General features: G+C 49.7%; 15 protein-coding genes and 6 pseudogenes. 11 read left to right on the top strand and 10 right to left on the bottom strand.

The genetic code is table 11. From position 1 onward, the window contains the following. The first annotated feature begins 35 nt into the window (after positions 1 to 35). Together ATN88_RS16110 and phaC are read left to right on the top strand one after the other, a co-directional pair. Positions 36 to 383, top strand: a complete 348-nt coding sequence (locus ATN88_RS16110; protein ID WP_067418118.1) for a phasin family protein — start codon at positions 36 to 38, stop codon at positions 381 to 383. A 64-nt stretch (positions 384 to 447) separates the two neighbouring features. Beyond that, positions 448 to 2,265: a class I poly(R)-hydroxyalkanoic acid synthase gene (phaC, locus tag ATN88_RS16105; protein ID WP_067418115.1), complete on the top strand. Its 1,818-nt coding sequence runs from the start codon at positions 448 to 450 to the stop codon at positions 2,263 to 2,265. A 64-nt stretch (positions 2,266 to 2,329) separates the two neighbouring features. Here phaC and tcdA read toward each other — a convergent pair whose 3' ends face one another. After that, positions 2,330 to 3,130, bottom strand: coding sequence for a tRNA cyclic N6-threonylcarbamoyladenosine(37) synthase TcdA (gene tcdA / locus ATN88_RS16100; protein ID WP_067418112.1), 801 nt, complete (start codon positions 3,128 to 3,130; stop codon positions 2,330 to 2,332). An 82-nt stretch (positions 3,131 to 3,212) separates the two neighbouring features. Continuing rightward, positions 3,213 to 4,112, bottom strand: coding sequence for a LysR substrate-binding domain-containing protein (locus ATN88_RS16095; protein WP_067418108.1), 900 nt, complete (start codon positions 4,110 to 4,112; stop codon positions 3,213 to 3,215). A 137-nt stretch (positions 4,113 to 4,249) separates the two neighbouring features. Between ATN88_RS16095 and ATN88_RS16090 the strand changes: the two genes are divergently transcribed. From ATN88_RS16090 to ATN88_RS16080, 3 genes are all read left to right on the top strand, one after another. Continuing rightward, positions 4,250 to 5,569 carry an aspartate aminotransferase family protein gene (locus tag ATN88_RS16090; protein WP_067418105.1) on the top strand — a complete coding sequence of 440 codons (1,320 nt, stop codon included), beginning with the start codon at positions 4,250 to 4,252 and terminating at the stop codon, positions 5,567 to 5,569. A gap of 9 nt (positions 5,570 to 5,578) precedes the next feature. After that, complete coding sequence (locus tag ATN88_RS16085) at positions 5,579 to 6,412, top strand: BKACE family enzyme (RefSeq protein WP_067418101.1); 834 nt, start codon at positions 5,579 to 5,581, stop codon at positions 6,410 to 6,412. Between the two features lie 122 nt (positions 6,413 to 6,534). Further along, the gene (locus ATN88_RS16080; RefSeq protein WP_067418098.1) at positions 6,535 to 7,503 is read left to right on the top strand and encodes a TAXI family TRAP transporter solute-binding subunit; all 969 of its coding nucleotides are present in this window, start codon (positions 6,535 to 6,537) and stop codon (positions 7,501 to 7,503) included. Between the two features lie 50 nt (positions 7,504 to 7,553). Here the strand turns inward: ATN88_RS16080 and mltA are convergent. Beyond that, positions 7,554 to 8,677: pseudogene (mltA, locus tag ATN88_RS16075) on the bottom strand (murein transglycosylase A). Between the two features lie 225 nt (positions 8,678 to 8,902). Between mltA and ATN88_RS16070 the strand changes: the two are divergent. Beyond that, entirely contained in the window at positions 8,903 to 9,130 is a 228-nt protein-coding gene (locus tag ATN88_RS16070) for a hypothetical protein (protein ID WP_232313314.1), read from the top strand. Here the strand turns inward: ATN88_RS16070 and ATN88_RS16065 are convergent. Continuing rightward, positions 9,127 to 9,474 carry a DUF2850 domain-containing protein gene (locus ATN88_RS16065; RefSeq protein WP_067418092.1) on the bottom strand — a complete coding sequence of 116 codons (348 nt, stop codon included), beginning with the start codon at positions 9,472 to 9,474 and terminating at the stop codon, positions 9,127 to 9,129. The genes ATN88_RS16070 and ATN88_RS16065 overlap by 4 nt on opposite strands. Positions 9,475 to 9,648: 174 nt before the next feature. On the opposite strand from ATN88_RS16065, the gene argA reads away from it, so the two are divergent. Further along, positions 9,649 to 11,004, top strand: coding sequence for an amino-acid N-acetyltransferase (argA, locus tag ATN88_RS16060; RefSeq protein ID WP_198158397.1), 1,356 nt, complete (start codon positions 9,649 to 9,651; stop codon positions 11,002 to 11,004). Here argA and recD read toward each other — a convergent pair. Both recD and recB read right to left on the bottom strand, forming a co-directional pair. After that, a pseudogene (recD, locus tag ATN88_RS16055) lies at positions 10,970 to 12,965 on the bottom strand (exodeoxyribonuclease V subunit alpha). The gene argA and the pseudogene recD overlap by 35 nt on opposite strands. Further along, positions 12,952 to 16,519, bottom strand: a pseudogene (recB, locus tag ATN88_RS16050) (exodeoxyribonuclease V subunit beta). The pseudogenes recD and recB overlap by 14 nt, the downstream one beginning before the upstream one ends. A gap of 259 nt (positions 16,520 to 16,778) precedes the next feature. Between recB and ATN88_RS16045 the strand changes: the two are divergent. Continuing rightward, positions 16,779 to 18,392 carry a methyl-accepting chemotaxis protein gene (locus tag ATN88_RS16045; protein ID WP_067418085.1) on the top strand — a complete coding sequence of 538 codons (1,614 nt, stop codon included), beginning with the start codon at positions 16,779 to 16,781 and terminating at the stop codon, positions 18,390 to 18,392. A 51-nt stretch (positions 18,393 to 18,443) separates the two neighbouring features. Here ATN88_RS16045 and recC read toward each other — a convergent pair. Continuing rightward, positions 18,444 to 21,829 (bottom strand): annotated as a pseudogene (gene recC / locus ATN88_RS16040) (exodeoxyribonuclease V subunit gamma). A gap of 107 nt (positions 21,830 to 21,936) precedes the next feature. Then, a pseudogene (locus ATN88_RS16035) lies at positions 21,937 to 22,895 on the bottom strand (TDT family transporter). Between the two features lie 106 nt (positions 22,896 to 23,001). Between ATN88_RS16035 and ATN88_RS16030 the strand changes: the two are divergent. Next, a pseudogene (locus tag ATN88_RS16030) lies at positions 23,002 to 23,909 on the top strand (LysR substrate-binding domain-containing protein). 1 nt (position 23,910) lies between these two features. Here ATN88_RS16030 and ATN88_RS16025 read toward each other — a convergent pair. Further along, positions 23,911 to 24,597 (bottom strand): DNA-3-methyladenine glycosylase I, encoded by a 687-nt coding sequence (locus ATN88_RS16025; protein WP_067418082.1) that lies wholly within the window; start codon positions 24,595 to 24,597, stop codon positions 23,911 to 23,913. An 81-nt stretch (positions 24,598 to 24,678) separates the two neighbouring features. On the opposite strand from ATN88_RS16025, the gene ATN88_RS16020 reads away from it, so the two are divergent. Then, positions 24,679 to 24,975, top strand: a complete 297-nt coding sequence (locus ATN88_RS16020; protein ID WP_067418079.1) for a YebG family protein — start codon at positions 24,679 to 24,681, stop codon at positions 24,973 to 24,975. A gap of 225 nt (positions 24,976 to 25,200) precedes the next feature. Beyond that, positions 25,201 to 26,232, top strand: a complete 1,032-nt coding sequence (dapD, locus tag ATN88_RS16015) for a 2,3,4,5-tetrahydropyridine-2,6-dicarboxylate N-succinyltransferase (RefSeq protein ID WP_067418076.1) — start codon at positions 25,201 to 25,203, stop codon at positions 26,230 to 26,232. A gap of 69 nt (positions 26,233 to 26,301) precedes the next feature. Here the strand turns inward: dapD and ATN88_RS16010 are convergent, their stop codons facing one another. Next, complete coding sequence (locus ATN88_RS16010; protein ID WP_067418073.1) at positions 26,302 to 26,661, bottom strand: DUF2799 domain-containing protein; 360 nt, start codon at positions 26,659 to 26,661, stop codon at positions 26,302 to 26,304. Positions 26,662 to 26,909 lie beyond the last annotated feature (248 nt).

Here is a 26,909-nt window from a genome sequence, read left to right as displayed (position 1 = left end):
CCTTGGATCTAATTACTACTCTCAGGAGAAACACCATGTACACAGATATGTTTAAAGCGTTCTCAGAGCAAACTGAAAAAACTCTGGCACCTTACGTAAAATTCAACAAGCTGGTTGCTAAAAATGTTGAGACTCTGACTGAGCTTCAACTGAGCGCAGTGAAAACTTACAGCGAAATGGGTCTGGCACAAGTTAAAGCAGCAAGCGAAGTGACTGACGTGACTTCAATGACTGCTTACAGCAGCCAACAACTGGCAGCTCTGACTAAACTGTCTCAGCAAATGATGGACGACAGCACTAAGCTGCAATCTCTTGCAAAAGAGTTCAAAGACGATCTGGAAAAGCTGACTGCTGACAACCTGAAAGCGGCTACGCCAGCTTAATCAAGGTTACCCGCCCTCAGTATTTGCTGAGGGCGGTGTTGTTTCCGATCTAGAGGGTTTACACATGTATCAGAACTTCTTTTCGGACTACCTTGTAAAACTCCAAGAGAGTAACCAGAAATGGTGGACGGATCTCGAGCAAGGCAAGGCGGCCGTAGACACACCCTTTAATAAAGCACTTCAAGAACTTAGCATGGACGATACGGCTAAGCTGCTAGAAGGTGCTGCTAATCAACCCGCCGCGATGCTGCAAATCCAAATGCAGTGGTGGGAAAAACAAATGCAAATCTGGCAAAACGTAACACTGGCCGCGAATCAAGCGGAAATTGTTGCACCAGCAAGAGACGACAAACGTTTTCAAGACAAGAGCTGGCAGGATGAAGTTTGCTATAACTTCATGAAACAATCCTACCTGCTGTTCGGTCGCACATACCTCGAAACCATTAATTCGGTTGAAGGTCTGGATGAAAAGGCCAAAGAACGCCTAACATTCTTTGCTCGCCAAACAATCAACGCCATGTCACCAAGCAACTTTGTGGGTACTAACCCGGAATTGCTGAAACTGACCATGGAAAAGAATGGCGAAAACTTGGTGAAAGGGCTGCAAACTTTCCAAGAAGACCTTGAGTCTAGTGCTGATATTCTCAAAATTCGTATGACGAACAACAATGCGTTCCGTCTCGGTGAAGACGTTGCGAACACCGCAGGTGATGTTGTTTATAAGAACGAATTGTTTGAGTTGATCCAGTATCGTCCACTTACTGAAAAAGTGAACGCGACGCCACTGCTAATCGTGCCGCCTTTCGTCAACAAATACTACATCCTGGATCTTCGCGAGAAGAACTCCATGGTGCGTTGGTTGGTAGAACAAGGCCACACTGTGTTCATGATGTCGTGGAGAAACCCAGGCATTGAACAACGTGACACCGAATTTGGCGATTACGTTACCGAAGGTGTTGTCAAAGCGGTTTCTGCTATCGAAGACATTACCGGACAATCGCAAATCAATGCGGCGGGTTATTGTATTGGTGGTACAGTTCTGGCGAGCACTATTGCTTACTATGCGGCAAAACGCATGAAAGCGAGAATCAAGTCCGCGTCATTCTTCACGACAATTCTGGACTTTTCTCAGCCAGGCGAAGTCGGCGCTTACATCAACGACAGCGTTGTGAGTGCAATTGAGCTACAAAACAACGCGAAAGGTTACATGGACGGCCGCTCACTGAGTGTGACATTTAGTCTACTCCGTGAAAACAGCCTCTATTGGAACTACTACATCGACAACTACCTCAAGGGTAACAGCCCTGTCGATTTCGACCTCCTTTATTGGAACAGTGACAGCACCAACGTTGCGGCTGGAACGCATAACTTTATGCTGCGCGAGCTCTACCTGAATAACAAACTGGTTCAGGATAAAGGCGTGAAGATCGGTGGTGTTTGGATTGATTTGAACAAAATCAAAATCCCAAGCTACTTTATTTCGACGAAAGAAGACCATATTGCACTTTGGCAAGGCACTTACCGTGGCGCGCTGAATGTCGGTGGCAACAAGACCTTTGTACTGGGCGAATCCGGTCACATTGCAGGGATTGTTAATCACCCTTCAAGAGAAAAGTATGGCTACTGGGTCAATGAAGAACTCAATGAGTCTGCCGAAGAGTGGTTTGAAGCTGCAGAACACAACACCGGTTCTTGGTGGTTACACTGGGACAAGTGGTTGTCGGCATACAGCCCGAAAGAAAAGATTGCGCCTTACCAGCAAGGTTCGGAAGCATACCCAATTCTGACGGTTGCTCCAGGTGACTATGTGAAACAGGTTCTACCTATTCCGCAAGAGTCAAAACCTGCCGCGAAAAAACCGCGCTCTAAAGCTGAAGCATAATCGCAAACGCTTAATGACAAAAAAGGCCGCATCGCGGCCTTTTCTTTTTGTTCTTCAGCGGGCTTTATTTCTTCGCCGTTAGCTTCGCAATAATACGCGATACCGCGACAAACCCGAACGTCGCCGTCACCATGGTCGCCGCGCCAAATCCGCTTGCACAATCCATACGCTTTGGCCCTTCCGCCGTGGCTTTGGTTTCACACACGCTGCCGTCTGGCTGTGGGTACTTCAACTGTTCCGTCGAGAACACACAATCAATGCCAAATTTGCGGCCCTGCGTTTTGGTGAAATTATGGAAACGGCGCAAGTTGTTACGCAGCTTAGCGGCTAATGGGTCTTGAATCGTCTTTGTCAGATCCGCCACTTGGATTTGCGTTGGGTCAATCTGACCACCCGCACCACCCACGGTGATGATCTTGATCTTGTTACGCTTACAATACGCGAGCAGTGCCGTTTTTGGTTTGATGCTGTCTATCGCATCCAACACATAGTCGAAGTCTTTAGTGATGTACTCTGGAATGTTGTCTTCAGAGATAAAATCATCAATCAAGTTCACTTTGCAGTCAGGGTTGATAGCATTAACACGCTCTGCCATCACTTCAATCTTGCTTTGACCGATGGTGCCTGACATCGCATGGATTTGACGGTTCACGTTGGTGACACAAATATCATCCATGTCGATCAACGTCAGCTCGCCCACGCCGCTGCGCGCAAGTGCTTCCACTGCCCATGAGCCAACACCACCAATACCAATCACGCAAATATGCGATTGGCGCAGGATCTCTAGCTCTGTGGCACCATATAGACGGCGCGTACCACCAAAACGTTGTTGGTAGCTTTCCGATGCTGGAGAAGGTGTTGTCATAGCAATTCACTCAATATTGAAAAAGACCAATGGAGTGCGGTTTATACTCGTTTGGCGTCGAAATGTCCATGTTGAGCAAACCTCATTTAGGCAAGTGAATACCGCGGATCACTTCTCTGCGAAGCCAGTCAATCACTTGCTTCACCGGCCCAAGGCGTCGCTTGTAGCCGTGACTGAAAAGAAAGTAACCATAGTGACTGTCATAAGCCAGCGAAACTGGGTTCACCACCACCTCCTTCTTTATATATTCCTGCACGAGAAATTCAGGGATTAGTGCCATGCCTTCATGATGCCTTACCGCTTCTAACGCCATGTAAAAATGTTCAAACCCAACACCATATTGAGGCGAGTCGGGAGACACGCCGTGTTCATGCCAAAACTGATTCCAAATCTGCGGCCTTGTAATGTGGCTAATGGCATTGAGCAATAGCAGTGCGTCAATATCTTCCACGTCACTGACCAACTCGGGCGAGCCCACCAGCAATAATCGTTCTCGGATCAACAGCTCTGCATCTTCTTCATGCGTTGAAAGCGGCAAGCAGTGAATGGCGATGTCACTTTGGTAACGGTTTTGACCGTCTGCTGTCACGCTTGCACGCACCACCAAATCAATATTGGGGTGTGCACGGCGAAAACTGCTGAGTCTCGGGATCAACCACATGCTCGCCATGGAAGGCGGAACGGAGAGTTCCACACGGCTTTTGGTCTCCGAAGACTGCATGACAGAAGATGTGGCGTGTTGCAGATTCTCCAGTGCTTCTACCACAGAAGGAAGATAGCGACGCCCTGCCTCAGTCAATTCCACTTTTCCGCCATTGCGCTCGAACAAGGAGCAGCCCATTAACTCTTCCAATTGTGCAATCTGCTTGCTGATGGCACTTTGCGTCAGGTTTAACAAAGCCGCCGCTTTAGAAAAGCTGAGCGTTTGCGCCACCACACTGAAGGTACGCAGGGTTTTGATTGGCGGAATTGGCATACTCATACTGTCTATGTCCCTATACGTATGAATTTTTGGAATACCCTCTGAATTTATATCGTTTGCTGTTCAATTTCCAACCCGTTAATACTTAAAGACACAAACATTGAGTGTTCTTTCTATTAGGGCGGCGCAAGGAAACGATGACCCATATTTTACAGCGACACTGCCACGCGAAATTGCCTTTCGTAACAAGCGGTGAAGGCGTTTATCTTATTGATAGTGAAGGAAAGCGATACTTGGATGGATGCGGCGGCGCGGCCGTTTCTTGTCTCGGGCACAAACACAGAGACGTCCTGGATGCCATTCAAACTCAGCTGCACGCTATTCCATACGCTCATACTGGCTTTTTTACCTCTCCGGTTGCCGAAGAGCTCGCCGACCGACTCGCGGATAAAGCACCTGGCCCTCTCAATCACGTGTATTTGGTCAGTGGTGGCTCCGAAGCTGTCGAGTCTGCATTAAAAATGGCGCGCCAATATTTTATCGAAACTGGCGAACTGACCCGAACCCGCTACATTGCACGCAGACAAAGCTATCACGGCAACACCTTAGGTGCGCTAGGTGTTGGCGGAAACATGTGGCGAAAAGAACCTTTCGCACCGCTTCTCGTCAACAGTGATTTGATTGCACCTTGCTACGCGTACCGCGACAAGAAAGACGACGAAACGCACTTTGAATACGGTCAACGCGTGGCTAATGAGTTGGAAGAACGGTTGCTGGCTGTTGGCCCAGAAACCGTGATTGCATTTGTCGCAGAGCCAGTTGTAGGCGCAACCGCCGGTGCGCTTGTCGCAGAGCAAGGCTATTTCAAACGTGTCAGGGAAATCTGCGATAAATACGGCGTCCTGCTTATCCTTGACGAAGTCATGTGTGGAAGCGGCCGCACCGGCACCTACTTTGCCTATGAACAAGAAGGCATAGTGCCCGATTTGGTCACCATGGCCAAAGGACTCGCGGCAGGTTACCAACCAATTGGAGCTGTGATGCTTCACGACAAAATCTACGATGCTATCTCTAGAGGTTCAGGCTATTTCCAACACGGTCACACCTTTATGGCTCACCCTTTGGCATGCGCCGCTGCCTGTGCCACGCTTGATGCATTAGATGCAGGAGTGTTGAGTCAAGTGACTGAACGTGGCAACTACCTAGTCAAACAACTAAGCACGACGTTTGGCGATCATCCTTTTGTTGGTGATATACGCGGTCGCGGCCTGTTTTTAGGCATTGAATTGGTCGAAGACAAAAACACAAAACAGCCCTTCTCGCCAACCCGTCCACTTCATGCAGAAGTGAAAAAGACAGCGATGCAAGAAGGACTGATGTGTTACCCAATGGGCGGCACCATTGATGGAAAGCAAGGGCACCACATACTGCTCGCCCCGCCTTTCATCATTAGCGAACAAGAAATTGACCAACTGGTGAGTAAACTCAGTCGCACGCTGGATAACGTTTTTTCATAAGGACTTGGTGTGGAAAAAGGAAGAACCATTATTGTCGCGCCAAACGGGGCGCGACGAGGCAAGAACGAACACACAGAACTTCCCCTTACGGTCGATGAAATGAGCCATTGCCTAACAGTATGTGCTGACGCAGGCGCGGCAATGGCGCATATGCATGTGCGAGACCATGGAGGTAAACACTCGCTCGATGTTGCTTTGAACCATGAGTGGCTCACTGAAATGCGCAAGCGACACGACCAAGAGCTTGTCATCCAGCTTACTACTGAAGCTATCGGCTTATTCAAACCCCAAGAGCAAATGGCACTGGTCAGAGGCACCGAGCCAGAAGCCGTCTCTTTGGCATTAAGAGAGCTTCGCCCCAATGCCAGTTTTGAACGCGACGCCAGTCGTTTCTTCTACGAGCTTGCAGAGCGCAACATCTACATCCAATACATATTGTACGACGCGGCAGATTTGTCGCTTTACTTTCAGATGCTTAATGACGAAATGTTGCCGAATAGAGGTCATCACCTACTATTGGTACTAGGCAAGTACAAAAAGGACATGTTGTCATCCCCTACCGATCTGCTCGATTTTGACATTAAACGTATAAGCAGTGAGGGAATTTCATGGGCGACATGTGCCTTTGGCGAGAATGAACATCAGTGCCTTGCCGCAGCCATGTCATTAGGCGGCGATGTGCGAGTAGGATTTGAAAATAACCTAGTAAATTTAATGGGCAAGCGTGCGATAAACAATGCAGAACTCGTCCAACAACTCGCGATCTTGTCTCAAAAAATGGGTTTAAATATCAATACTGCGGAAGATTTAAGAAAAAATATCTCTCGCAGCTTTGAATCGTGAGGTATCTCTCTTGCTATCGAAATTGTTCCTATCACATAATTTCGGGGCGAAATTGACTCACATTTTTTTAACGGTGGATTATCACCCCGTTAGCAATCACATCATCGACAAGGACATAAAGCATGAAAGCGTTAAAACCAACTCTGGCCGCAATGAGCTTTGCAGCTGCTTTAACTGCCGTACCTGCTCAGGCTAATCAGTTTGTAACCATAGGTACTGGCGGGGTCACTGGTGTGTACTACCCTACTGGTGGTGCAATCTGCCGTCTGGTTAACAAGTCGAAAAAAGACCACGGCATCCGTTGCTCAGTAGAATCTACAGGCGGTTCTATCTACAACATCAACACCATTCGCGCTGGCGAGCTGGACATGGGTATCGCTCAGTCTGACTGGCAGTACCATGCTTACAACGGTACCAGCAAGTTTAAAGACCAAGGTGCATACAAAGATCTGCGTGCAGTATTCTCTGTTCACCCAGAACCGTTCACGGTTGTTGCACGTTCAGATGCAGGCATCAAAACGTTTGACGATCTGAAAGGTAAGCGCGTCAACGTGGGTAACCCAGGCTCTGGTCAGCGCGGTACTATTGAAGTGCTGATGGATGAAATGGGCTGGACCATGGACGACTTTAAACAAGTTTCTGAGCTGAAAGCAGCTGAACAGTCTAAAGCACTGTGTGATAACAAGATCGACGCAATGGTTTACACGGTTGGTCACCCAAGTGGCGCAATCCAAGAAGCGACTACCGCGTGTGATAGCGTGATCGTTGAAGTTAACAACGAAGCTGCGAAGAAGCTGGTTGATGCAAACGACTACTACCGTACAGCGACCATCCCAGGTGGCATGTACCGCGGTAACGCTGACGACACCACTACCTTCGGTGTAGGTGCGACATTCGTATCATCAACTGAAGTGCCAGATGACGTTATCTACAACATCACTAAAGCAGTGTTTGAAAACTTTGATGACTTCCGTCGTCTGCACCCTGCATTTGCAAACCTGAAGAAAGAAGAAATGGTGGCTGACGGTCTGTCTGCACCGCTTCACCCAGGTGCTGAGAAGTACTACCGCGAAGTTGGCCTGATTCAATAATCACAGCCACTAGCAGAAACAAAAAAGGCGGGACTCAGTCCCGCCTTTTTCTATTTGGATGCTGTCTCGCTCGACACGTCAGCCTTTGGTTGCGCGACCTCTACAGGCTCCGTCACTGGATTAGGTTTGGTCAGTTTCCACACGCGACCAAAATGCTTGTGGTGACCCGCCTTGATACCCGCTTCTTCTCCCATGCCGTGGTAAAGGTCAAGGTGGTTCTTTTTCACCGCTCCGCCAGTATCCAACGCCATCAGAAGTTTCAGGACATGTTGACCGTTCCAGTTGCCCTCTGCATCTAGCTGAGGCACTTCCGCCAGCAACACGCTGCCCATCGGCAAGTATTCACGGTCAGCCGCCACTGATGCACCAGCATGCAAAGGAATGCCCGCCGTACCGGTTACCGGATGCGCCGATTTTGGCAAAAAGAACACATACGATGGATTTTGGTTAAGCAACTCAATCACCGTTTGCTCATCGTGTGCTGCCACCCAATCTTTGATGGCTTTCAACGACATTTTCTCGCGCGGTACTTCGCCACGCTCAATCAGCACTTTACCGATGCTGACATACGGATGACCGTTTTTGCCGCCGTAAGCGAAATACTCAAGCTCGTCATTGTCACCAAAATGGATAAAGCCGCTGCCCTGCACTTCCATGATGAAGTTATCAATCAGGGACGCGCTGTACCCCAGCTCCAGACCAAGGCCATCTAACGCGCCATTATAGATTTCTTCACGCGTCGGGCATTTCTCGTCACACTTAGGCATCGCATACACAGGGTAACGGTATTGCGCATCTGGCGTGTGGCGCATCTCAATCACAGGTGAGAAGTAGCCAGTGAAAAGGACGTTACCGTAACCATCCCCCCACCCATTTGTTCAAGGTTGATGCCGTAATCGGTCAATGCCGTTGGTTCGCCACTTTCTGACAACCAACGTTCCACACTGTCATACAAAGACTGGTGAGAAGCAGTCAAAGACGGTGAGCGCGTTTCCACTTCGTCCAACTGTGCTGAGAACAGTGAGTAGTCTTTGGTTTTGTCTGACGCGATCTGCTCAACCGGGTTGAGAACGTCATCAAAACTACCATCAATATATTGCTGTCCACGATCAGTAGGACGAGCACAAGCGGTCATAAGCAGAGAAAGACCGACAACAACAAGTGTGCGTTTCACGGGAATTCCAGAGTATTCGTACATGCTCACGAGGGTGACAGAAGCACGCTCACTCTGCAACGAAAACGGCAAAAACCCGCATAAATACTGGCAGTTATAATGCGATCAAGAGCATATGAATCACTACATGTAATATTTTGTCACATTTCTGTCACACTAATTCGTTTAAATTCAGTGAAAAGAAAGTGTCTTAAAAGTTAAACAATCTCTGTAAGGATTAATGAGATGGATTTTAAAGTTGGCAGAAAAACACTATTAGACCCCGAAGCGATTGAGTACCAATGGATAAGAACCCTCGCCAGTGACGGAAGTACGGATGAAATGATCAACAACAGCATTCGTCGCTGCCTGGGTGGAAACGATGATGTGCAGACAGAATGCGTCGCGTTGCCCTCGGCATGTGCCTATTACCGAATTACTGCGTATTCTTCCTGCGAGTTATTAACGGACTAGCGTCGTTTCTCAAATGGCGTGCTGTAGTGGTAAGGTTTTTCGCGTTGAAGTGTGTCTGCGCCTTCAACAACGTAGAGGTAGGTTTTGTTTCCCACGGTATAGATAAGCTTGGTACCGGTGAACTCGTAGTGGCTCGTTGCTCTTGCACCTTTCATGTAGATGCCGTCTTTGCGCACCTCAAACTTATCTGCCGCATACGGCGCAACACCCTGCTCAATCCATTCGCCATAAATGGTTGACTGGTCCACCTTAGAAAAAATGGGGACGTCGTTGGCCACAAGGAACCCGATTGTTCCAGAAACCAAAGCGACAAACAGTGCAATTGATTGCCCTACAATGCTCACGTAAGCGACTCACCAGTATAAAAAAGCGATTTACCAAACAATCTTATTATAGAAACGCTATCACTGCCGTTAAAGTCGGACATTCACACTCTGAACTAAGCTCACACCCCTTGCAAACTCAAGAATAATTAGTCAATATTTAAGCATAAACAATCATTCTTATGGAGCAAGGTGTTGAAACTTCGTAGTACAGCACTGGTAAAAGGATTTAGGCAATCAGCCCCCTATGTGAATGCCCACCACAACAAAACCATTGTGATCATGTTGGGTGGTGAGGCGATCGCGGACAGTAACTTTGGCAATATTGTCAATGATATAGCCTTGTTGAACAGTCTAGGTCTTCGCTTGGTTGTCGTCTATGGGGCGCGCCCACAGATCAGCCAAAACCTCGAAAAGCACGGACTTGAAACCCCTTACCACAAAGGCATTCGGGTTACTGATGCTTCGGCATTGGAAGTGGTCAAGCAAGCCGCGGGGCAACTTCAACTCGACATTACCGCCCGCCTTTCGATGAGCTTGAATAACACCCCTATGGCGGGCGCTCAGATCAACGTCGTCAGCGGTAATTTCGTTATCGCTCAGCCACTTGGTGTGGATGAAGGCATAGACTACTGCCACAGCGGCAGGATCCGTAGGATCGATATCGACGGCATCCACCGCCAGCTCGATCAACAGGCGATCGTCTTACTCGGCCCAGTGGCAAGCTCAGTCACGGGAGAGTGTTTCAATCTGACATCTGAAGAAGTGGCCACCCAGCTTGCTATCAAGCTCAATGCCGACAAGCTGATCGGCTTTTGTTCCTTGCAAGGCGTTATCGGCCCGAAAGGCAATGTGATGTCCGAGCTATTCCCGCATCAAGCTGAAGATATACTCACACAACGAGAGAACGCGGGAGATACCAACTCTGGTACCGTGCGCTTCCTACGCGGCGCGGTAGCAGCGTGTCGCTCTGGCGTGCCAAGAAGTCACCTTCTTAGCTACAAAGTGGATGGGTCGTTGATTCAAGAGTTGTTCTCGGTGGAAGGTATCGGTACACAGATCGTGACCGAAAGTGCCGAGCGTGTGCGTAAAGCAACCATTGATGATATCGGCGGCATTTTGGAGCTGATTCGCCCCCTTGAAGAACAGGGCATTCTGGTACGACGCTCTCGCGAGCAGCTAGAACAGGAAATCCCCCGCTTTACTGTCATTGACAGGGACGATCGCATTATCGGTTGTGCTGCACTCTACCCTTATCACGAATCACAAAGTGGTGAGATGGCCTGTGTGGCTGTGCATCCTGATTACAGAGACAGTGAGAGAGGCACGCGCCTGCTGCAATACATTCAACAGCAGGCGCTGCAAGAAGGATTAAAAAACATCTTTGTACTCACAACGCGAAGCATTCACTGGTTCCGTGAGCACGGCTTTATTGAGGCGGATATTTCGGCGTTGCCGGATGCCAAGCAAGAGCTCTACAACCTGCAACGCCGCTCTAAAGTCCTCACGCTTGCCCTTAACGGACACCTAAAGCGTCAGCTAGCCCGCTAAAGCGCAAGGTTTTTCGTCTCACTGCCCGCTCCAGACTGGAGCGGGTAGCAAATACATCCAATCTGTCTTTGGCGCGAGTTACCCCGGTATACACCAACTCTCGCGTCATCACTGGGGAATGGGTTGGCGACAGCACCAAGATGGTGTGACTAAATTCAGAGCTTGAGACTTGTGCACTGTCATCGCATATGCGGTTTGGTGTTCTGGCAAACGGCTCGGCAGAAACGCTTTGATGGTGCCGTCAGAAAGTTCAAACACCACACGTAGCCCTTCATCTTGTCTCACCACAATGCCGATATCACCGTTATACAAGCCCAAGCCGTGGTCGTTTTGCGTCACCATCACTGGGCGTCCAGGGTAAAAGGTCTCCTCACCCGGCGCGATAAGGTGTTTGTCGGTGAGTGCGTTTTCTATGGCCGTGTTTAGCCTTTCACACCGAATGGTCCATCCGACAACGCACACAACACACGGACGTTGGCAAAATGCGACAAGACAGCGCGATAGTCATCGCCTGCTTTCAGTGCTTCAAGGTACGCGCGATAGCCTTCCACCGCTTGCACGATAGCTCGCTCGTAAACATCGCCATTCAAGTCATGAAGCTCGATGTCGGCATAGCCACAACGCAAAACATTTTCCAGAAGCTTGGTATCACCCGCATTGATGGCATAGGCAAGCTGCCCTACACCCGATTGCGCGTGGAATCGGTAACTCTTTCTCAGCAAACACACACCGTCGGCGACCGCAGGCACATTGTCACCGCCAGACAGATTAAAGCCTGTTAGTTGCGACAGGTGCGCAGCACGTTCTTGGCTATAACCCTTATCGACGCCCAAACAAATGTCACCCAGCACGGCACCCGCTTCTACCGACGCCAATTGGTCACGGTCGCCAAGCAAAATCACACGCGCGTGATCAGGCAAGGCCGCGAGCAATTTTGCCATCAAAGGCAAATCCACCATGGACGCTTCATCCACCACCAAAATATCGAGGTGGAGGCGATTGTTCTGATTGTGGCGGAACTCTACGCGATTCGGAATTGCCCCCAACAAGCGGTGAATGGTTGACGCTTGTACCGGAATTTTCGTGCGAACATCGTCGTTAACCGGTAACGCGGCAACCGCGCGGCCAATGGACTCTGTCAAACGGTTCGCGGCTTTACCCGTGGGTGCCACCAGCTTGATTTCAGGACCTGACGGCTTGTCGCTACTCATAACAAGTGCAGCAAGCAATTTGGCAACCGTGGTCGTTTTCCCCGTCCCCGGCCCACCTGAAATCACAGAGAATCGATAACTCAACGCCGCCGCTGCGGCTACTTTCTGCCAATTCAGTCGCGCAGATTCTGGCACATGGCGAAGAATGTCATTGGAAGACTGACCTGCATCCAACGCGGTAAGCAGCGCAGACATGTCGACGCTCTCTTCATCGACCACATCAAAGAAGTCCAACACACGCTGCGGCTTGTCTTGCTGATCCCATCCGTTATACAGCTTTTTCAGTAGGGCAGTATCAGGCTCAAACAGCGTATCTAACGTCACCCTTGCGCCATCAGAAAGCAAAATAGGTTTGCAGCGAGACATGATGCCTTCGGCAACCCGCTGCTCTGCTTGCCAGTAGCGGTTCAAATAAAGGCGTGAGCCATGCACAATTAATGGTGTCGCCTCTCCACCCGTCCCAACGACGGATGACTGTGCCATGGAACTCAGCGCATGTTCTGGCTCCAGCAATGCTGCGATTTGCAGCGCGTCAGCCGCGGGGAGATCAAACAAGGTCGCCGCCTCCAGAGAGGCCAAGTCCACACACACATTGCCTTTACCCAGCTCAAAGCTCACCAAGGTTGCCCATCCCACCATCGGGTGGTCTTGGCTGCCAAGCTGCGCACCAATGAATTGACCAAACTGGCGGTCGATAGCGCGGATGACTTTGCGCTGATAGAGGCTCTCCAGCAAATTACTGATCGTCATCTTGGCGATCTCCATGTTCAAATTGCGCATCAAGACCCGAGATCAGCTCAAAGCTTGGTTGAGTGTAAAAAATGCCGTGTTGGGTATTGGCTTCAACGCCTCTGACAAAGAGGTAATACACCCCGCCAAAGTGCTGGTCAAAATCGTAATCAGGAATGCGTTGACGTAAAAAGCGGTGTAACGCCAACGAGTAGATTTGGTACTGAAAATCGTAGCGATGCTCAATCATCGCCTGCGCCAATGCATCAGGTGTGTAGTCAGCAGATTCGCCGCCAAGGTAGTTCGATTTCCAGTCGAGGACATAGTATTTACCCTGCCAGCAGAACACCAAGTCGATAAAGCCTTCAGCATGCCTTTGGCGGTATCAAAGCCTAGGTCACCCGCACACGCTGATAATGGGTCATGTGCTTTGATAAGACGGTTAACCTTAGTGCTGTTCAAATGCTCAACCGGCATCACGAACTCCATCTCGGTTAAACGCGCATGTTCATCAATGTCTGAGAGTTTCATGCCCTCGTCATTCAGTGATTGCGAGAGGACGTCGGTCATCATGGTTTGCAATACAGGCAACCATTGCTCGTCATAGTTTTCGATCGCCAAGTTGTGACGAATCATGTCTGCCACGTCGTCACTTTGCATATCGTGGGTGAAGTCGACGTTTTCGAACAGGGTATGCAAAAAAGTACCGGGACGCGCGCCGCGCGGGAATTGGAAAATAGAGCTAAACGGCACCTCTTCGATCACTTCATCGTCATCGCCTTCATTGGCGGCATCGACATCAAAAGCTGGCAGCGCCGGCAATGCAGAGCCATGCCCTTGTTTCACCAGCCCTGAGTAACTGGTCAGTCGCCAATCTCGTTGGATGTAGCGGTCAAAATGCTTCGCTTCAAGATCATCAGACGATTGCGCCAAAACGATCAGCTTTTCATCCGACGTTTCAGGCGGCACGGCAATGTCCATAAAGCCCGCATTCTGCCCCACCAGCGTCTCCACGTCCTGACGTAAACCTTCGCCGTCTCTTATCTCACCTCGTTGAATGAGGTAACCCAATGCCGATTTATGCACGCCTGTCACGCCATCTTTGGTTTTTTTACCGTCTTGAAGCGGCGCCAAACCGATAAAGCAGCCATACACTGCGCGTGTCAGTGCAACGTAAATCAAACGCAGATCTTCAGCCAAACGCTCTTTGTCTGCCGCTTCAATGGCCATTTCTGGGTTGTTTAGCTCTAACGTTGGGGCATGGTTTTCGTCATGGTAAAACGGTGCATTTGCCTCGCGAACGCTGCATACAAACGGCAGATACACAAGGTCATACTCCAAGCCTTTCGATTTGTGAATGGTGACTATCTGCACCAAATCACGCTCGGACTCCAAGCGTACCTGTTGCTCTTCGCTGCTGCCGTTGGGGCTGTCGATATGGTCAGCTAACCAACGGATCAATGCATGGTGACTTTCCAGTGTTTGACTGGCTTGCTGCAGTAATTCGCCAAGGTGCAATAAATCAGTAAGTGAACGCTCACCTTCTTCGTCACACAAGAGTCTTTCTGCTATCTGACGGCGTTGAATAACCTGACGCAGCATGGGTAAAACGCCACGGGAAAACCAGACACTTTGATACGTGGTGAACTCGATAACGGCGCGTTCCCACTCTTTTTCGTCTTGGTTGAGGGTATCGATTTCCTGCGCGGTCAGGGCAAACAATCCACTTGCTAACGCGGTGCGAAGTGTTCGCTCACTATCTGGGTTTAATACAGCTGACAAGAGACGCTGCACATCGGCAGCTAACGAACTTGAGAACACGCTGTCGCGGTTAGAAAGATACACAGAAGCAATACCTTTTCTGACCAAAGCGCGTTTTACTTTTGCGGCTTCATGTCCGGTTCTGACCAGCACAGCAATGTCGCCTGCACGAATTGCGGTCTTGTTTTCGCCTTTACAGAAAAAGCTTTGGTCGCTGGCCGATTGATTCAACACATCGCGAATACTGATGGCTGTCGCTTCCGCCATCTCGTTCTCATAAGCCGCTTTGCTTTTTTGCTCCGTCTCTTCAGGAAGCCAGAAGGTCATCGCAGCTTGCTTTTGACCACTGACCTCCCAGCTACGTGCGTCTGCACCCGGTGCTGAGTCTACAGACTGGAATGGAATATCATCGTCGTAGATAAAGGGGGCGTTCGCATGCGTGAAGACGCCATTGACTGCGGATACCATCTCCGCGGTAGAACGCCAGTTCGTGCCAAGGTTGTAGTGATCCTCTACCTGTCGGCGTGCATGGATATAGGTAAAAATGTCTGCGCCACGAAACGCATAGATCGCCTGCTTCGGGTCACCGATCATAAACAAACCACATTCCGGTGACTCACCGTAAACATCACTAAAAATCTGGTACTGCTGCGGGTCGGTATCCTGAAATTCGTCAATCATAGCGATGGGATACAAGGTACGAATGCGCTCCGCCAAAATGCCGCTGCTGTCATTTCTCAATGCTTCGGACAGTTGTGACAGCAAATCGTCAAATGACAACCAGCCAAATCGCTTTTTCTCTTGCGCCAGCAGTTGGCGGACTTCATTGATGGCATGGCTCAGCAAGGCTTCTTTCATCGCAGGAGGATTGGCGATGAGTCTGTCTATCTCATCAAATACCGCGTGTGTCGGCACCTCGCCTTTTTTGGTTTTCTCACTCAATACGCTGGCAGAGAATCGGCTGAGGTTAGTCGGTAAATCGTAGCTGTTGGTTGGGCGACTCGCCCACTCGCCTACTTCAGCAAGCCAATTTGGCAACGTCCGCTTGCTGTAACTGCGCTTGTCCACACCTGATGCGCTAATAATCGCCTCTAAATCAGGTGCCGCCGCTTTCCATGCGGTCTTCAGATCGTCAATCTTATCGAGGTTTTCTTGATGCTGTTGCACCAAGTCTGCCGGCATCACAGGTGCATTAATGTTGACCAAAGGACCAGAGAGGTAGACGCCGATGTCTTTGAGCAGTGCAATCGGAGATGACCAATAGCTTCTCACCACGCCCGCGAGTGATTTTGGCAATGGATAAAACTGACGACGCCAAAAGTCTGCCACCGCACGTTCGCGCAGGGAGGACTCGTCGGTGATGAATTCATTGGTGAACAGACTGCCCGATTCAAATGCGTTTTGCGTCAGCATGCGCTGGCAGAAGCATGAATGGTATAGATGGCCGCCTCATCCATTTGCCTTTCCGCTTGAAGCAACAATTGCTCAGCGTGTTTGTGATCGCTGAACTCCGCAATCAAAGGCGCGATGACCGGGTCTTTACTTTCTCCTCGGCTAAACGCGAGCCGCGCATCATGAATACGTGCGCGAATGCGGTCACGAAGCTCTTGTGTAGCCGCTTCGGTAAAAGTCACCACCAGAATCTTTTCGACGCTCAACGGGCTTGCATGCGCCGTTTCTTCAGAGCCATGTCCAAGCAACAGGCGTAAATACAAACCCGCGATGGTAAATGTCTTGCCGGTACCCGCCGAGGCTTCGATAAGTCGAAGACCATGAAGCGGAAACGTCATGGGTTGAAGAGGTTGCGTTGGCATGCTTTTTCAGCTCGTTCTTGTCGGAAAGTCCTTAGTTTATCAATGGTTCGCGCATTTGTAATTGTTCAATCGGCACTGGCTAACTCGACACTTAACGATTGAAAACTTAGGCATTTATCTCTGAATCCAAAACTATGAGATCGAGATCACCGCACAAACCCTCTCAATCATCGCCTTTCTATTGATAGTGCAGACAAATTAAGTAAACCTCACGTTTCACTTTTGTTACGGACAACCCGAAAAACCGGAAATAATAAGTATGAAATTTGTTTCAAATCTATCTGTGCGATACAAGTTGCTATTGATTGTCGTTATCTCGGTGATAAGCATTGCGCTACTCACAGCATTCCAAGCAAGAAGTTTGTACAGCGACCTTTTGCAAGAGCGAAAAAGCAATTTGAAGCAAACAGTAGACATTGCTTGGCAAATCGTGGATGTAAAACACAAGCAAGATCCTTCAGAAGCCGGATTGAACAGTGCACTGGAAGCCATTCAACCTTTGTTTTTTGGTGATGATGGGTACTACTTCATTATTGATGGTTCAGGCACCATGGTCGCTGGCGCAAGCAGTTGGCTGGGGCGCGACTTTAACGTGTTTAGAGACAGCAACGGCTCACCCGTGTTGAGTGAGATGCGTAAAGCCGCGCAACCCTATGACGGTGGATTTAGCAGTTATTGGTTCGCAAAACCGGGCGGCTCAAAAGCATTGGAAAAAGTCAGTGCCGTTAAGCGCTATCAAAACTGGGATCTGCTGATAGGTACTGGTATTTACATCGATGATCTCGAAGCTCTAGCATGGAAAGAAGCAAGCAAAGTTGCACTTATCGCAGGTTTAGTGACCTTGGTGCTTATCGCACTGGCCACGGTTCTCTCGAAAATGCTGATCAATGCAATTGAAGACATCCAGCGAGCACTCAGCCGACTATCACAAGGTGATTTAACGGCACGCGCATCGGTGAAAAGCCAAGACGAACTCGGACAAATGGCCACTAACCTCAATCACGCGTGTGAGCAGATCCAAACCCTGATGCTCAATGTCGATTCAACGCTCCACCAACTCGACAATGACAGCAAAACCATGGCAGATCTTGCCACACGCTCGACTAACGGCATTCGCACCCAAAGCCATGAATTGGACTCAGTAGCAAGTGCGATGGAAGAAATGTCCTCCGCCATCAAAGATGTGGAAGCCAGCACCCTGACAGCGCAAGACAGCACTCGCCACTCTCGCCAGTTGGTGGATGATGTCGGTGTCGCCTTAAGCGCTTCACTGGATAAGTTTGAACAAGTGAATACCGATGTGATTGATGCCGAGCGTAGCATTCGCGAACTTGCCGCTTCGAGTGATGAGATCAGTGATGTGGTGACAGTCATCAATGACATTTCAGAGCAGACCAACTTGCTGGCATTGAACGCTGCCATCGAAGCGGCACGCGCAGGCAGTGCAGGTCGCGGATTTGCGGTGGTTGCCGATGAGGTCAGAAAGCTGGCGCATTCCACCAAAGACTCCACCACACAAATCAATGCCATCATTGAAAAGCTTCAGGAGCGCGCGCAAGTTGCCGCAAAAATCATGAGCAGTGGCACAGACAAGACTGCGCAGAGCTTAGATCAGGCCCGTCAGGCACAAACACAATTGAATGCCTTATCAGAGTTGATCAATGAGCTTGAGCAAATGAACACGGCAGTCGCAACGTCGACATCGCAACAAGCCAGTGCGTCTCAGGAAGTGGCAAGAAGTGTGGTCAGTGTGAGTGACATTTCCCACACTAACCGTGATGCGAGCGAAGAAACACTGGGACTGAGCGATCGTGTTAAAGCACTGAGCGACACAGGCCGAAACCAGCTATCTCAGTTCAAAATCACCCAATAACGCGCTTTTACACGCGATGAGCAACGACCGCTGTGAGAAGACTGACAACTGTCAGTCTTCTTTTTTCTCCCCGTTTAACGCGGGCAGTAATACGTCTCGCGCCAAAGCAAACACATCGTCCAACAATGCCTCGCTGGCTGATGTCCAAACACGCGCAACATAAGCATTGTCGCCTTCACCCGGCATAAATCCGCTTTCAAACGCCGCACGCATTTTACCTTTGGCCTTGTCCAACGTGTCTTGGTCATCGTGCCACTCGCCTTTTCTGTCGAAGCACGCTTCCAGCCCTGCTAACGCTGTTTTCGGCAAATACGCACTTGGTGCTGACAACCCATCGAAATAATGATCGAGATAGACACTGAGCCATGTCAGTGCTTCATCACGCGATATCGGCGAATACACCACTTGCGCGTCCAAACCAAAGAAATAGGTCTCCAGTTGATCGCCTGCCGCACATTGGCACAAATGGTCAATCCACGCAGAAAGACGGTCTTGCGCTCGCACCTTGCCGCTGCGATACAGCACACGTCCTGCGCGGAAGCGATCATCCAACCACCCTTGCAACTGGATTGGGCCGCGTTTGGTGGGCACAGTGATATTCACTTCCAACGGTTGTCTTGCTTCTCGAATGAAAGGCTCTAACGTACCGTATTGCGCCAAGATGCCACCCAACTCACTTTCCAGCTCCAACTCGCCAAAGTGATCAACGGGGAGTGTGCCGCTCGCTTTCTGCCGTTGGTAAAAACTATCCAATGACGCACTGTCACTGCCATGTGCTAAAAGGTGTGCCAGCAAATCATCACGCAGGCGGTAGCTTTCCAGATTATCCAGCGCAAATGGCTCAACGTCTTCCATCGCCCCTGCTGCATTTTCAAAAAACACCTTAAGGCGGCGGTTGAAGAAATACTGCACGGGCAAACGCCAAAAGCGCTGCAGCTCTGCCAATTCAACCACATTGGAATCCGCATCCAGATCCAACGCCAAGGCATCGCCCAGGAAAGCCTCTGATGCACTACCTTCTCCTTTTGCAGCAGGCAGCCATTCAGCGGCATAACTTGCTCGGCCACCCAAAAACGCGGCGCGACTGAACGGCACCAAGGGGTTTTCATGGCAAAGATGATGGCGAAGGTTTTCACCCGATTCATGCTCAGGCAATACATTGTCCCCTTCCAGACAATAGCCTTGGCGACAATAGTCGAGAAGCTCGGTCACCAGCACTGACGGCACTTTCACGCTGTTGTCCTGCACAGACCGCCCTACATAACTGATGTAAAGTTTGTCCTGCGCAGATTGTAGTGCTTCGAGGAACAGGTATCGGTCGTCATCACGGCGCGAACGGTCACCCGCTCTTGTTCGACCAGCCATCAAATCAAAGCCCACGGGGGCAATCGTGCGCGGATAGTCACCGTCATTCATGCCAAGTAAACAGACGACTTTAAACGGAATCGAACGCATTGGCATCAAGGTACAAAAGTTCACTTGCCCAGCAAGGAAGCGCTGGCTGATCCGCTCGCCACCGAGTTTTTCTTTGAGGTAATCCCTGACAATCGACAATGACAGCGTTTGTGAGAACCCCGCATCCGCGAGTTGCACCAGCCAGTTGTCGAGTTGGGTGCGAAGCATTTGCCCCGCGGGCTCCTCGTCGGTATCAAGCGCGAAAATATCATCAAACATAGCGGTCAGAGCTTTCGCCCACTCATCACCCGCCAGTGTTTGATTAAGCTGGCGCTGAATATGGCTCATCACGCGGAAGAATTCACCCAGCTTGCCTGCGAGATCGGCTTCTAGCCCCTGCACTTCGTCATAGGCCAGCACACCGTTATACAGCCCGCTGTCACTTGGCATGGCATAGCCAAGCATCATGCGATCAAGACCAAACTGCCATGTGTTTTGCGTCTGTCCCGGCAAGGAAAAGTGTTCAGCTGTGCTCTCATCCAATCCCCAGCGAATACCCGCTTCCTCAACCCAGACTTTCACTTTTTCAAACTGACTGTTATCAAAACCAAACTGTCGAAGCACCGCAGGCACTTCCAGAATTTCCAGCAATTCAGCGGCACTGCAACGGCTGTCCGGCAGGCTCAAAAGGCTCAAGAAGGTCGTCAGGATAGGACTTTCCTGATCGGCGGTGCGGTCAGAGATGGAGAAAGGAATGAAACGGTCACCCGGTGCATTGCCAAACACAGCTTGAATCGCGGGGCTGTATGCATTGATATCCGCCACCATGACAATCACATCACGCGGCGTGAGCGTCGGATCTGCGGCCAGCATATCAAGCAGTCGATCGTGCAGCACTTCCACTTCACGCATTGGGCTATGACATACTTCGACCATGAGTGAGGTGTCATCTGCCGTGATGGGGCGTTTGCTGTCACTGGAAAGCGTTTCTTGAATGTCACCTGGCTCTTGAAGATCAAGAATATCGGCCTGAATGTGATGAAGCAGTGAGTTCCGCGTAACGTCTACAAAGCCTTGGTCCACTTCGTTGCACTGGAGCTCAGAAAGCAAGAGTAAGTTGTCTCGACCCAGTTTTCCCATCGATGCCAACAAGCTGTTGCCAATCTCGGCACTGTCATCGTCATGTAGCGGCAGCGCAAACTGTGGTGGCTCGTTGTTATCTGTTGCGCGACTGATGCGACTATCCATCGCTGCCGCACGTCTTGCTAGGTAACGCTTATCGCGAATGTCTCCCCAGTAAAAACGACAGGGTTGGTAAACATGTAATGCACATCGATGTGTTCGCCAAGTGCTTTCAATGCATCGAGATAACGCGGTGGTAGTGCCGAGATACCGAACACAAAGACACGCTCAATGCCTTTGAGTCCTTCCGGCTTGGTGGATTGAGACATCAAGGCATCAATGAATTCTTCATACAGGTTGGCACGGTGGAAGGGCGACTGGCCTTGCTGAAGCGTGTAATCGTATAGTGCTTGCCACAGTTTTGGCTGCCACGATTTCTCACCTTCTAGCTCAAGTACGCTTTGCTCGTTTTCCCACGCTTTGATCCATTCAGGGCGGTACACCAAGTATTGGTCAAAGATATCCGCCACTTTGCCTGCCAATTGGTAAAGCCTCTGTTGGTCCGTATCATCGCTGAGGTAGTGTTTTAGCTCGTCAAAATCCGCATCGTCCAACATGTCTGGAAGCACTGTCATCAGCTTCCACGTCATGGCTTCTTTGTTGAAAAAGCTTCGCTGCGGTACATCATCAAGAATTTGGGTAAACATCTGCCAAATGAAAGTAGCAGGCAGCGGAAACTCAACGTTCGCCACAATGCCTTGCTCTTTAGCCATCTCCAGCTTTAACCACTGCGCCATCCCCGGACTCTGAACCAAAATCAGTTCTTTCTGGAACGGGTTACTTAATGGCTTTTGCTCGACGATCGCGACGAGCAGACTTTTGAGCAGATCCAATTGGTTGGAGTGATAGACAGTAAACACAGATGAGACTCATGAAACGGACATTGGAGAGATTGTGGCGGAATGGCTTCGAGAGTGCAATTTCAATGCATTAGAAATGAAAAAGCCCGCAAGAAGCGGGCTTTCGATTATGCGTTCGATACAGGCTGTTTCCACTGTAGCGAGATAAAGCGACGATAATGCATCGCCACATAGCCAACCACAACGGTTGCGACAACAAGCTCAATCAAGGCAATCACAGACACTTGATGCACGTATTCTGGTGCAATGCCGACTGACTGCATCCACGCCGCGGTTTTATAAAGTGCTGTTGAACCAATCACCATTGGGAAGGTGAACGCTGCGTAACCTGGTGAAAACGGCAAGCGCATCAAGTAAGCAAACGACACATAGATAACCAAAGTCATCAGCAGCGCGATACCCAGCAATACCGCCACAATCAGAGGCGATGGGTTTTGGCTCACTGTCAGATACCCCGCCAGTGACAGGCTTGCAGGTGCCGCCATGATAGCAATGGTTGGTTTCGCTGCATCTGGCACTTCGCCACAGAAAATCAGACGATAAAGCATCAAAGGCAACAGCACAGCATAAGCCAGCAGACCGAACAACAACACGGCATCAGCGACTGGGCGAAGCATTGGGTTACCCGAGAATGCCACGTCCGCCACAATCAAACCGACGGGTGGTACGAACCAGCTCGGCACCATGTGACTCAGTGAGAAATCTTTCGCGCGGTGATACACAAACGAGCCCAGGAACGCGACATGTGCGGCTACTGCTGCTAACCAAAGTGCGTCACCTGTCCAAGGCAGCACCTTGCCGATCGCGTTTGAAACAATCATTACGCCCATGGCGAACGTTGGAACAACGCTACCCACCACCGGGTGTTGTAAATCAGACCACAGGCCTTTTGGCTGATCATAAATTTCAGGGCGATCATCAGCAGCATCACACCACCAATCACTGCACCTACGATTTGCGCCGAACCATGAAAAGATCCCGCGTTTTCCCAGCACCAACCTAAGCTGGCAATTGCCAGAGCCAGACCCGCCATTGGCGTTGGAAGAAGATTGAGACGTCTACGCATTGCACCATCACGTCATAAGAAAAGGAACACAGGTAATATTTTAGAACGTGATTTTGTTTTAATATATCTGAATATATTTAAACCACCTTTAAGTTTTACTTAACCTATGTCGATTTCACTTCGCCAGCTACAAGTCTTCGTCACCGTCGCGCAGGAAAAGACCATTACTGCGGCGTCGTCATTGCTGTTTCTTTCTAAGCCAGCCGTCAGCATGGCGTTGAGTGAATTGGAAAGTCAGATAGGTCATAAGCTTTTTGAGCGCGCCAACAACCGACTCATCATCAATGAACACGGAAAGCGTCTTCTGCCGCTTGCCGATGAACTTCTGACTCGGAGCGATGAGATAGCAAAAGTCCTCGATAACACAGGCGCGTTAACAGGATCTTTGCGCATTGGGGCCAGTGACACCATTGGCAATCAGTTGATCCCTTTCCTGCTTCGCGATTTTAGGGCGACGTTCCAGCACAATGAGCAGTCTCTGAATATCTCGAACAGCCAATCCATCATTGATCAGCTTGTGGCCTTTGAGTTAGACATCGGGTTTATCGAAGGGCAAGGTGAAAGCAAACATCACCAAGGTAATTCTGAACTTCTGATGACACCGTGGCTTTCTGACGAGATGTGCATAGCCTGCGCCATCGACCATCCCCTTAGGAAGAAGAAAAAGCTCACCTTGTTTGATTTGGAGAATCAGTCATGGATTGTTCGCGAATCTGGCTCGGGCACGCGTGAGCACTTTTTGTCGCGCATCGCGCCGCGTTTGGAGCAATGGGATATCGCCTTTGAACTGAGAAACACGGAAGCAATCATTAACTGCGCAGCAGCAGGGCTGGGGCTTGCCTATCTATCACTCTCACCGCCCGCCATGTCGTCGCCAACAACCGACTGCATTTGATAGAGCTGCCTTTGGATTTAAGGCGACAATATTGGCTGGTTCATCATAAAGACAAACATTTGTCGCCTTTGCTTGAGAGCTTTATTCAGTTCAGCACCGCATGGCAGCTCGAAGACTAACTCAGTAACTGTTGTCACCAACGCTGTACGCGATAATTTGGCTAATTTGACACAATGGGCGGCCACTTTCTTCTTGCCAATGATTGAAGGCCTCTTGTGCCGCCTGCAGCGATTTTCTGGTATCTCTGCCACCATCAATGATCTTGTAGGCGCGCAGATAGCTTTCCACATCACCTGACAAAATAAATGTGTCCTTGCCCATCAGCCTCAGTGAGTAAGGTCCAGTATTCCCACCCAGTCGACTGCCGTGCTTTTTGAGGTAAGCCCACAGACCGACAATGTCTGATTCCGGCCAATCAGCAATGAAAGCGGCAAAGCTACCGTGCTCACGGGCTGCCCGTTGAATCATCTGTGCATTGTGCGGAATCGTCATGACTTTGCCGAGGTGGCGAATAATGGCTGGGTTCGTGGCTTTCTGCTCCCACATTTCTGGCGGCGTCAAACACATCTTCTCGATATCGAAGCCCCAGAACACTTCTTCAAAGCCAGGCCACTTGTTCCTCACGACTTGCCAGTTCATGCCCGACTGGAAAATCTTCTGGCTCATTACCGCCAGCCAGCGATCGTCCGTAATACTTTTCAGCTCGTCGGCCGACTTAGGGTGCGTGAGTCTTTGCTCCAGCGCACTGTTGCTTCCCTTCCTTGTTGCTGCCCTAAGATAAATTTCTGAGAATTTTTCCAATGCCATCACACTAATCACGGTTAAACTAGACACGTATAATTACTCTACTGTATAAACAGACAGTAAACAAATAGAGAGAGGTTAACCATGGCCGTTATCGTCAAATATGTGGTTGAGCGCAACGGAGAAGAGAAGATGACTTTTACCTCTAAAGCGGACGCAGATGCTTACGACAAAATGCTTGATATGGCAGACGAAATGTTCGAACTGCTGAGTAAGAGTGAGGTTGTTGGCGACGAAGCGCAACGTGAAGAGTTGTCTCTTTTCCTCGCACAAAACCGCGAAGAAGTGCTTTATGCGCTGGGTGCAAAACGCAAACCAACGCCTAAAGCGACAAAGAAAAAAGCTGAAGCACCGAAAGAAGACGACGCAGAAGCTGCATAATTTTAGAAGACGCCCTTTTCGAAGGGCGTTTTTTATATCGAATTTGTTTGAATGCTCGGTCTAATTGTCGAGTATTTACCTAAAGACGCGTTAATCTGTGGGAATCTCTTTTTCCACCCTTCAATCTTTCCCGCCTTCACTTTAAGATAACCTCAACATTTACTCGTATTGACCAGCCTCTGCCTCTGCAGTTTTCTGGAATAGAGACAAGGAGATAATCTCATCATGGCAAGTTTTGCTCTAGCATTTGGCACCGCGACCAAAAACAAAGACGGAAAAATCATCGAAGCATTTTTCCCAACCCCTGTACTGAATCCAACAGACTCTCTGGTCGCAGCACTTGCTGACATCGTCTCTTACAAAGAAGGCAACGACGTCTTTGAAATTGAAGCGGCGCAATGCGAAGCCATCTCTGCAGCATTCGCTCAAGCAGATTTGGAAGCAGCAGCGACGTTTGCAGCAAAAGCAGCAGCATCCGCTCAACCATTGGTACTGGTTATCTTAGCAACCGACGAGAAGCCAGCAAGCGTTGCTGAAGGCTTCCTGAAGCTACAACTGATCTCTCACCGCCTCGTGAAACCTCACGGCACAGTGCTTGATGGCATCTTTGGTCTGCTGCACAACATCGCGTGGACAAACAAAGGTCCAATCGACCTGCCAGAATTGGCCGACCGCCAAATGGAAGCACGTCTGAATGGTGAAACCATCACCGTAGACTGTGTCGACAAGTTTCCTAAGATGGTGGATTACGTGGTACCAGCGGGTGTTCGCATTGCGGATACCTCACGCGTGCGTCTGGGCGCACACGTAGGTGAAGGCACCACAGTAATGCACGAAGGCTTCATCAACTTCAACGCAGGTACTGAAGGCGTGAGCATGGTTGAAGGCCGTATTTCCGCAGGTGTTGTTGTGGGTAACGGCAGCGATATCGGCGGTGGCGCATCTATCATGGGTACACTGAGTGGCGGTGGTCAGCTTGTTATCTCAATTGGCGAAAACAGCCTGTTGGGTGCAAACGCGGGTCTGGGCTTCCCACTGGGCGACCGCTGTACTATCGAATCAGGTCTGTATGTTACCGCGGGCACCAAAGTGACCATGCTGGATTCATCAGGCAAAGAAGTAGAAACCGTGAAAGCACGCGATCTAGCTAGCAAAGCAGACCTGCTGTTCCGCCGCAACTCTGTGACCGGTAAGATCGAATGTCTGACCAACAAATCAGCGGTTGAACTGAACGCAGAGCTTCACGCAAACAACTAATCAAACACGCTTTTGATGCAGAAAGACCAGCCTAGTGCTGGTCTTTTTTATAGTCCCAACTTGGTGAACTCAGAGCCTTCCGGCCTCCAGCCCTTGCAGCCAGTTTTCTTTGTATATCCATCCTGTTGGTGTGTCGTCAATACACACTGAGTTACGCGGCTTCTCTAAGATCCCCGCACGATACGCATTTTTAGGATCGCAATAGACTTTTACATGATCTTCAAATGCGTCTTGATAAGTTTTTTGAGCCTGCTCACTGGTCGCTCCCAGTTTATCGAGTTCTTCTGCAGAGCGAGCCTTGTGCCCATGCTCTACATCGTAATAAGCAAGCCCGGTCCAATTATTGGATTCAGAATACTTAGCCACATAAGGATTCGCGCACCCTGCGAGACCAATGATCATAAACAATGCTATCAGAATATTTCTCATGACAACCTCCTCACATCCGTCCATAGAGTATATGGAATAAATCTGAATATTGGGCATACAGATATGCAACTAATGGTTCAATCTAAAGAGCCAAAATTAGAAGTGTGAGTAAGCATACAGTTGTAGTCCTTGGTTTAGATGCCCAACCTAGTATCAGCTATCGAAAACAAGGTAAAAACTCAAAAGAAGAAGGCGTTAAGGCATCCCAAGCCGGCTTTTATAGCACTGAGGTTTTTAGATTCTAGAAA

This window comes from Enterovibrio coralii (genome assembly GCF_001559595.1).
Lineage (GTDB): Bacteria > Pseudomonadota > Gammaproteobacteria > Enterobacterales > Vibrionaceae > Enterovibrio > Enterovibrio coralii.
This window is presented reverse-complemented; position numbering and strand designations above follow the sequence as displayed.

What these genes read in the sequence shown, in the direction of transcription:
- ATN88_RS16110 (WP_067418118.1), top strand. Translation starts at nt 36, where the DNA reads ATGTACACAGATATGTTTAAAGCGTTCTCAGAGCAAACTGAAAAAACT.
- phaC (WP_067418115.1), top strand. Translation starts at nt 448, where the DNA reads ATGTATCAGAACTTCTTTTCGGACTACCTTGTAAAACTCCAAGAGAGT.
- tcdA (WP_067418112.1), bottom strand. Translation starts at nt 3,130, where the DNA reads ATGACAACACCTTCTCCAGCATCGGAAAGCTACCAACAACGTTTTGGT.
- ATN88_RS16095 (WP_067418108.1), bottom strand. Translation starts at nt 4,112, where the DNA reads ATGAGTATGCCAATTCCGCCAATCAAAACCCTGCGTACCTTCAGTGTG.
- ATN88_RS16090 (WP_067418105.1), top strand. Translation starts at nt 4,250, where the DNA reads ATGACCCATATTTTACAGCGACACTGCCACGCGAAATTGCCTTTCGTA.
- ATN88_RS16080 (WP_067418098.1), top strand. Translation starts at nt 6,535, where the DNA reads ATGAAAGCGTTAAAACCAACTCTGGCCGCAATGAGCTTTGCAGCTGCT.
- ATN88_RS16070 (WP_232313314.1), top strand. Translation starts at nt 8,903, where the DNA reads ATGGATTTTAAAGTTGGCAGAAAAACACTATTAGACCCCGAAGCGATT.
- ATN88_RS16045 (WP_067418085.1), top strand. Translation starts at nt 16,779, where the DNA reads ATGAAATTTGTTTCAAATCTATCTGTGCGATACAAGTTGCTATTGATT.
- ATN88_RS16025 (WP_067418082.1), bottom strand. Translation starts at nt 24,597, where the DNA reads ATGGCATTGGAAAAATTCTCAGAAATTTATCTTAGGGCAGCAACAAGG.
- ATN88_RS16020 (WP_067418079.1), top strand. Translation starts at nt 24,679, where the DNA reads ATGGCCGTTATCGTCAAATATGTGGTTGAGCGCAACGGAGAAGAGAAG.
- dapD (WP_067418076.1), top strand. Translation starts at nt 25,201, where the DNA reads ATGGCAAGTTTTGCTCTAGCATTTGGCACCGCGACCAAAAACAAAGAC.
- ATN88_RS16010 (WP_067418073.1), bottom strand. Translation starts at nt 26,661, where the DNA reads ATGAGAAATATTCTGATAGCATTGTTTATGATCATTGGTCTCGCAGGG.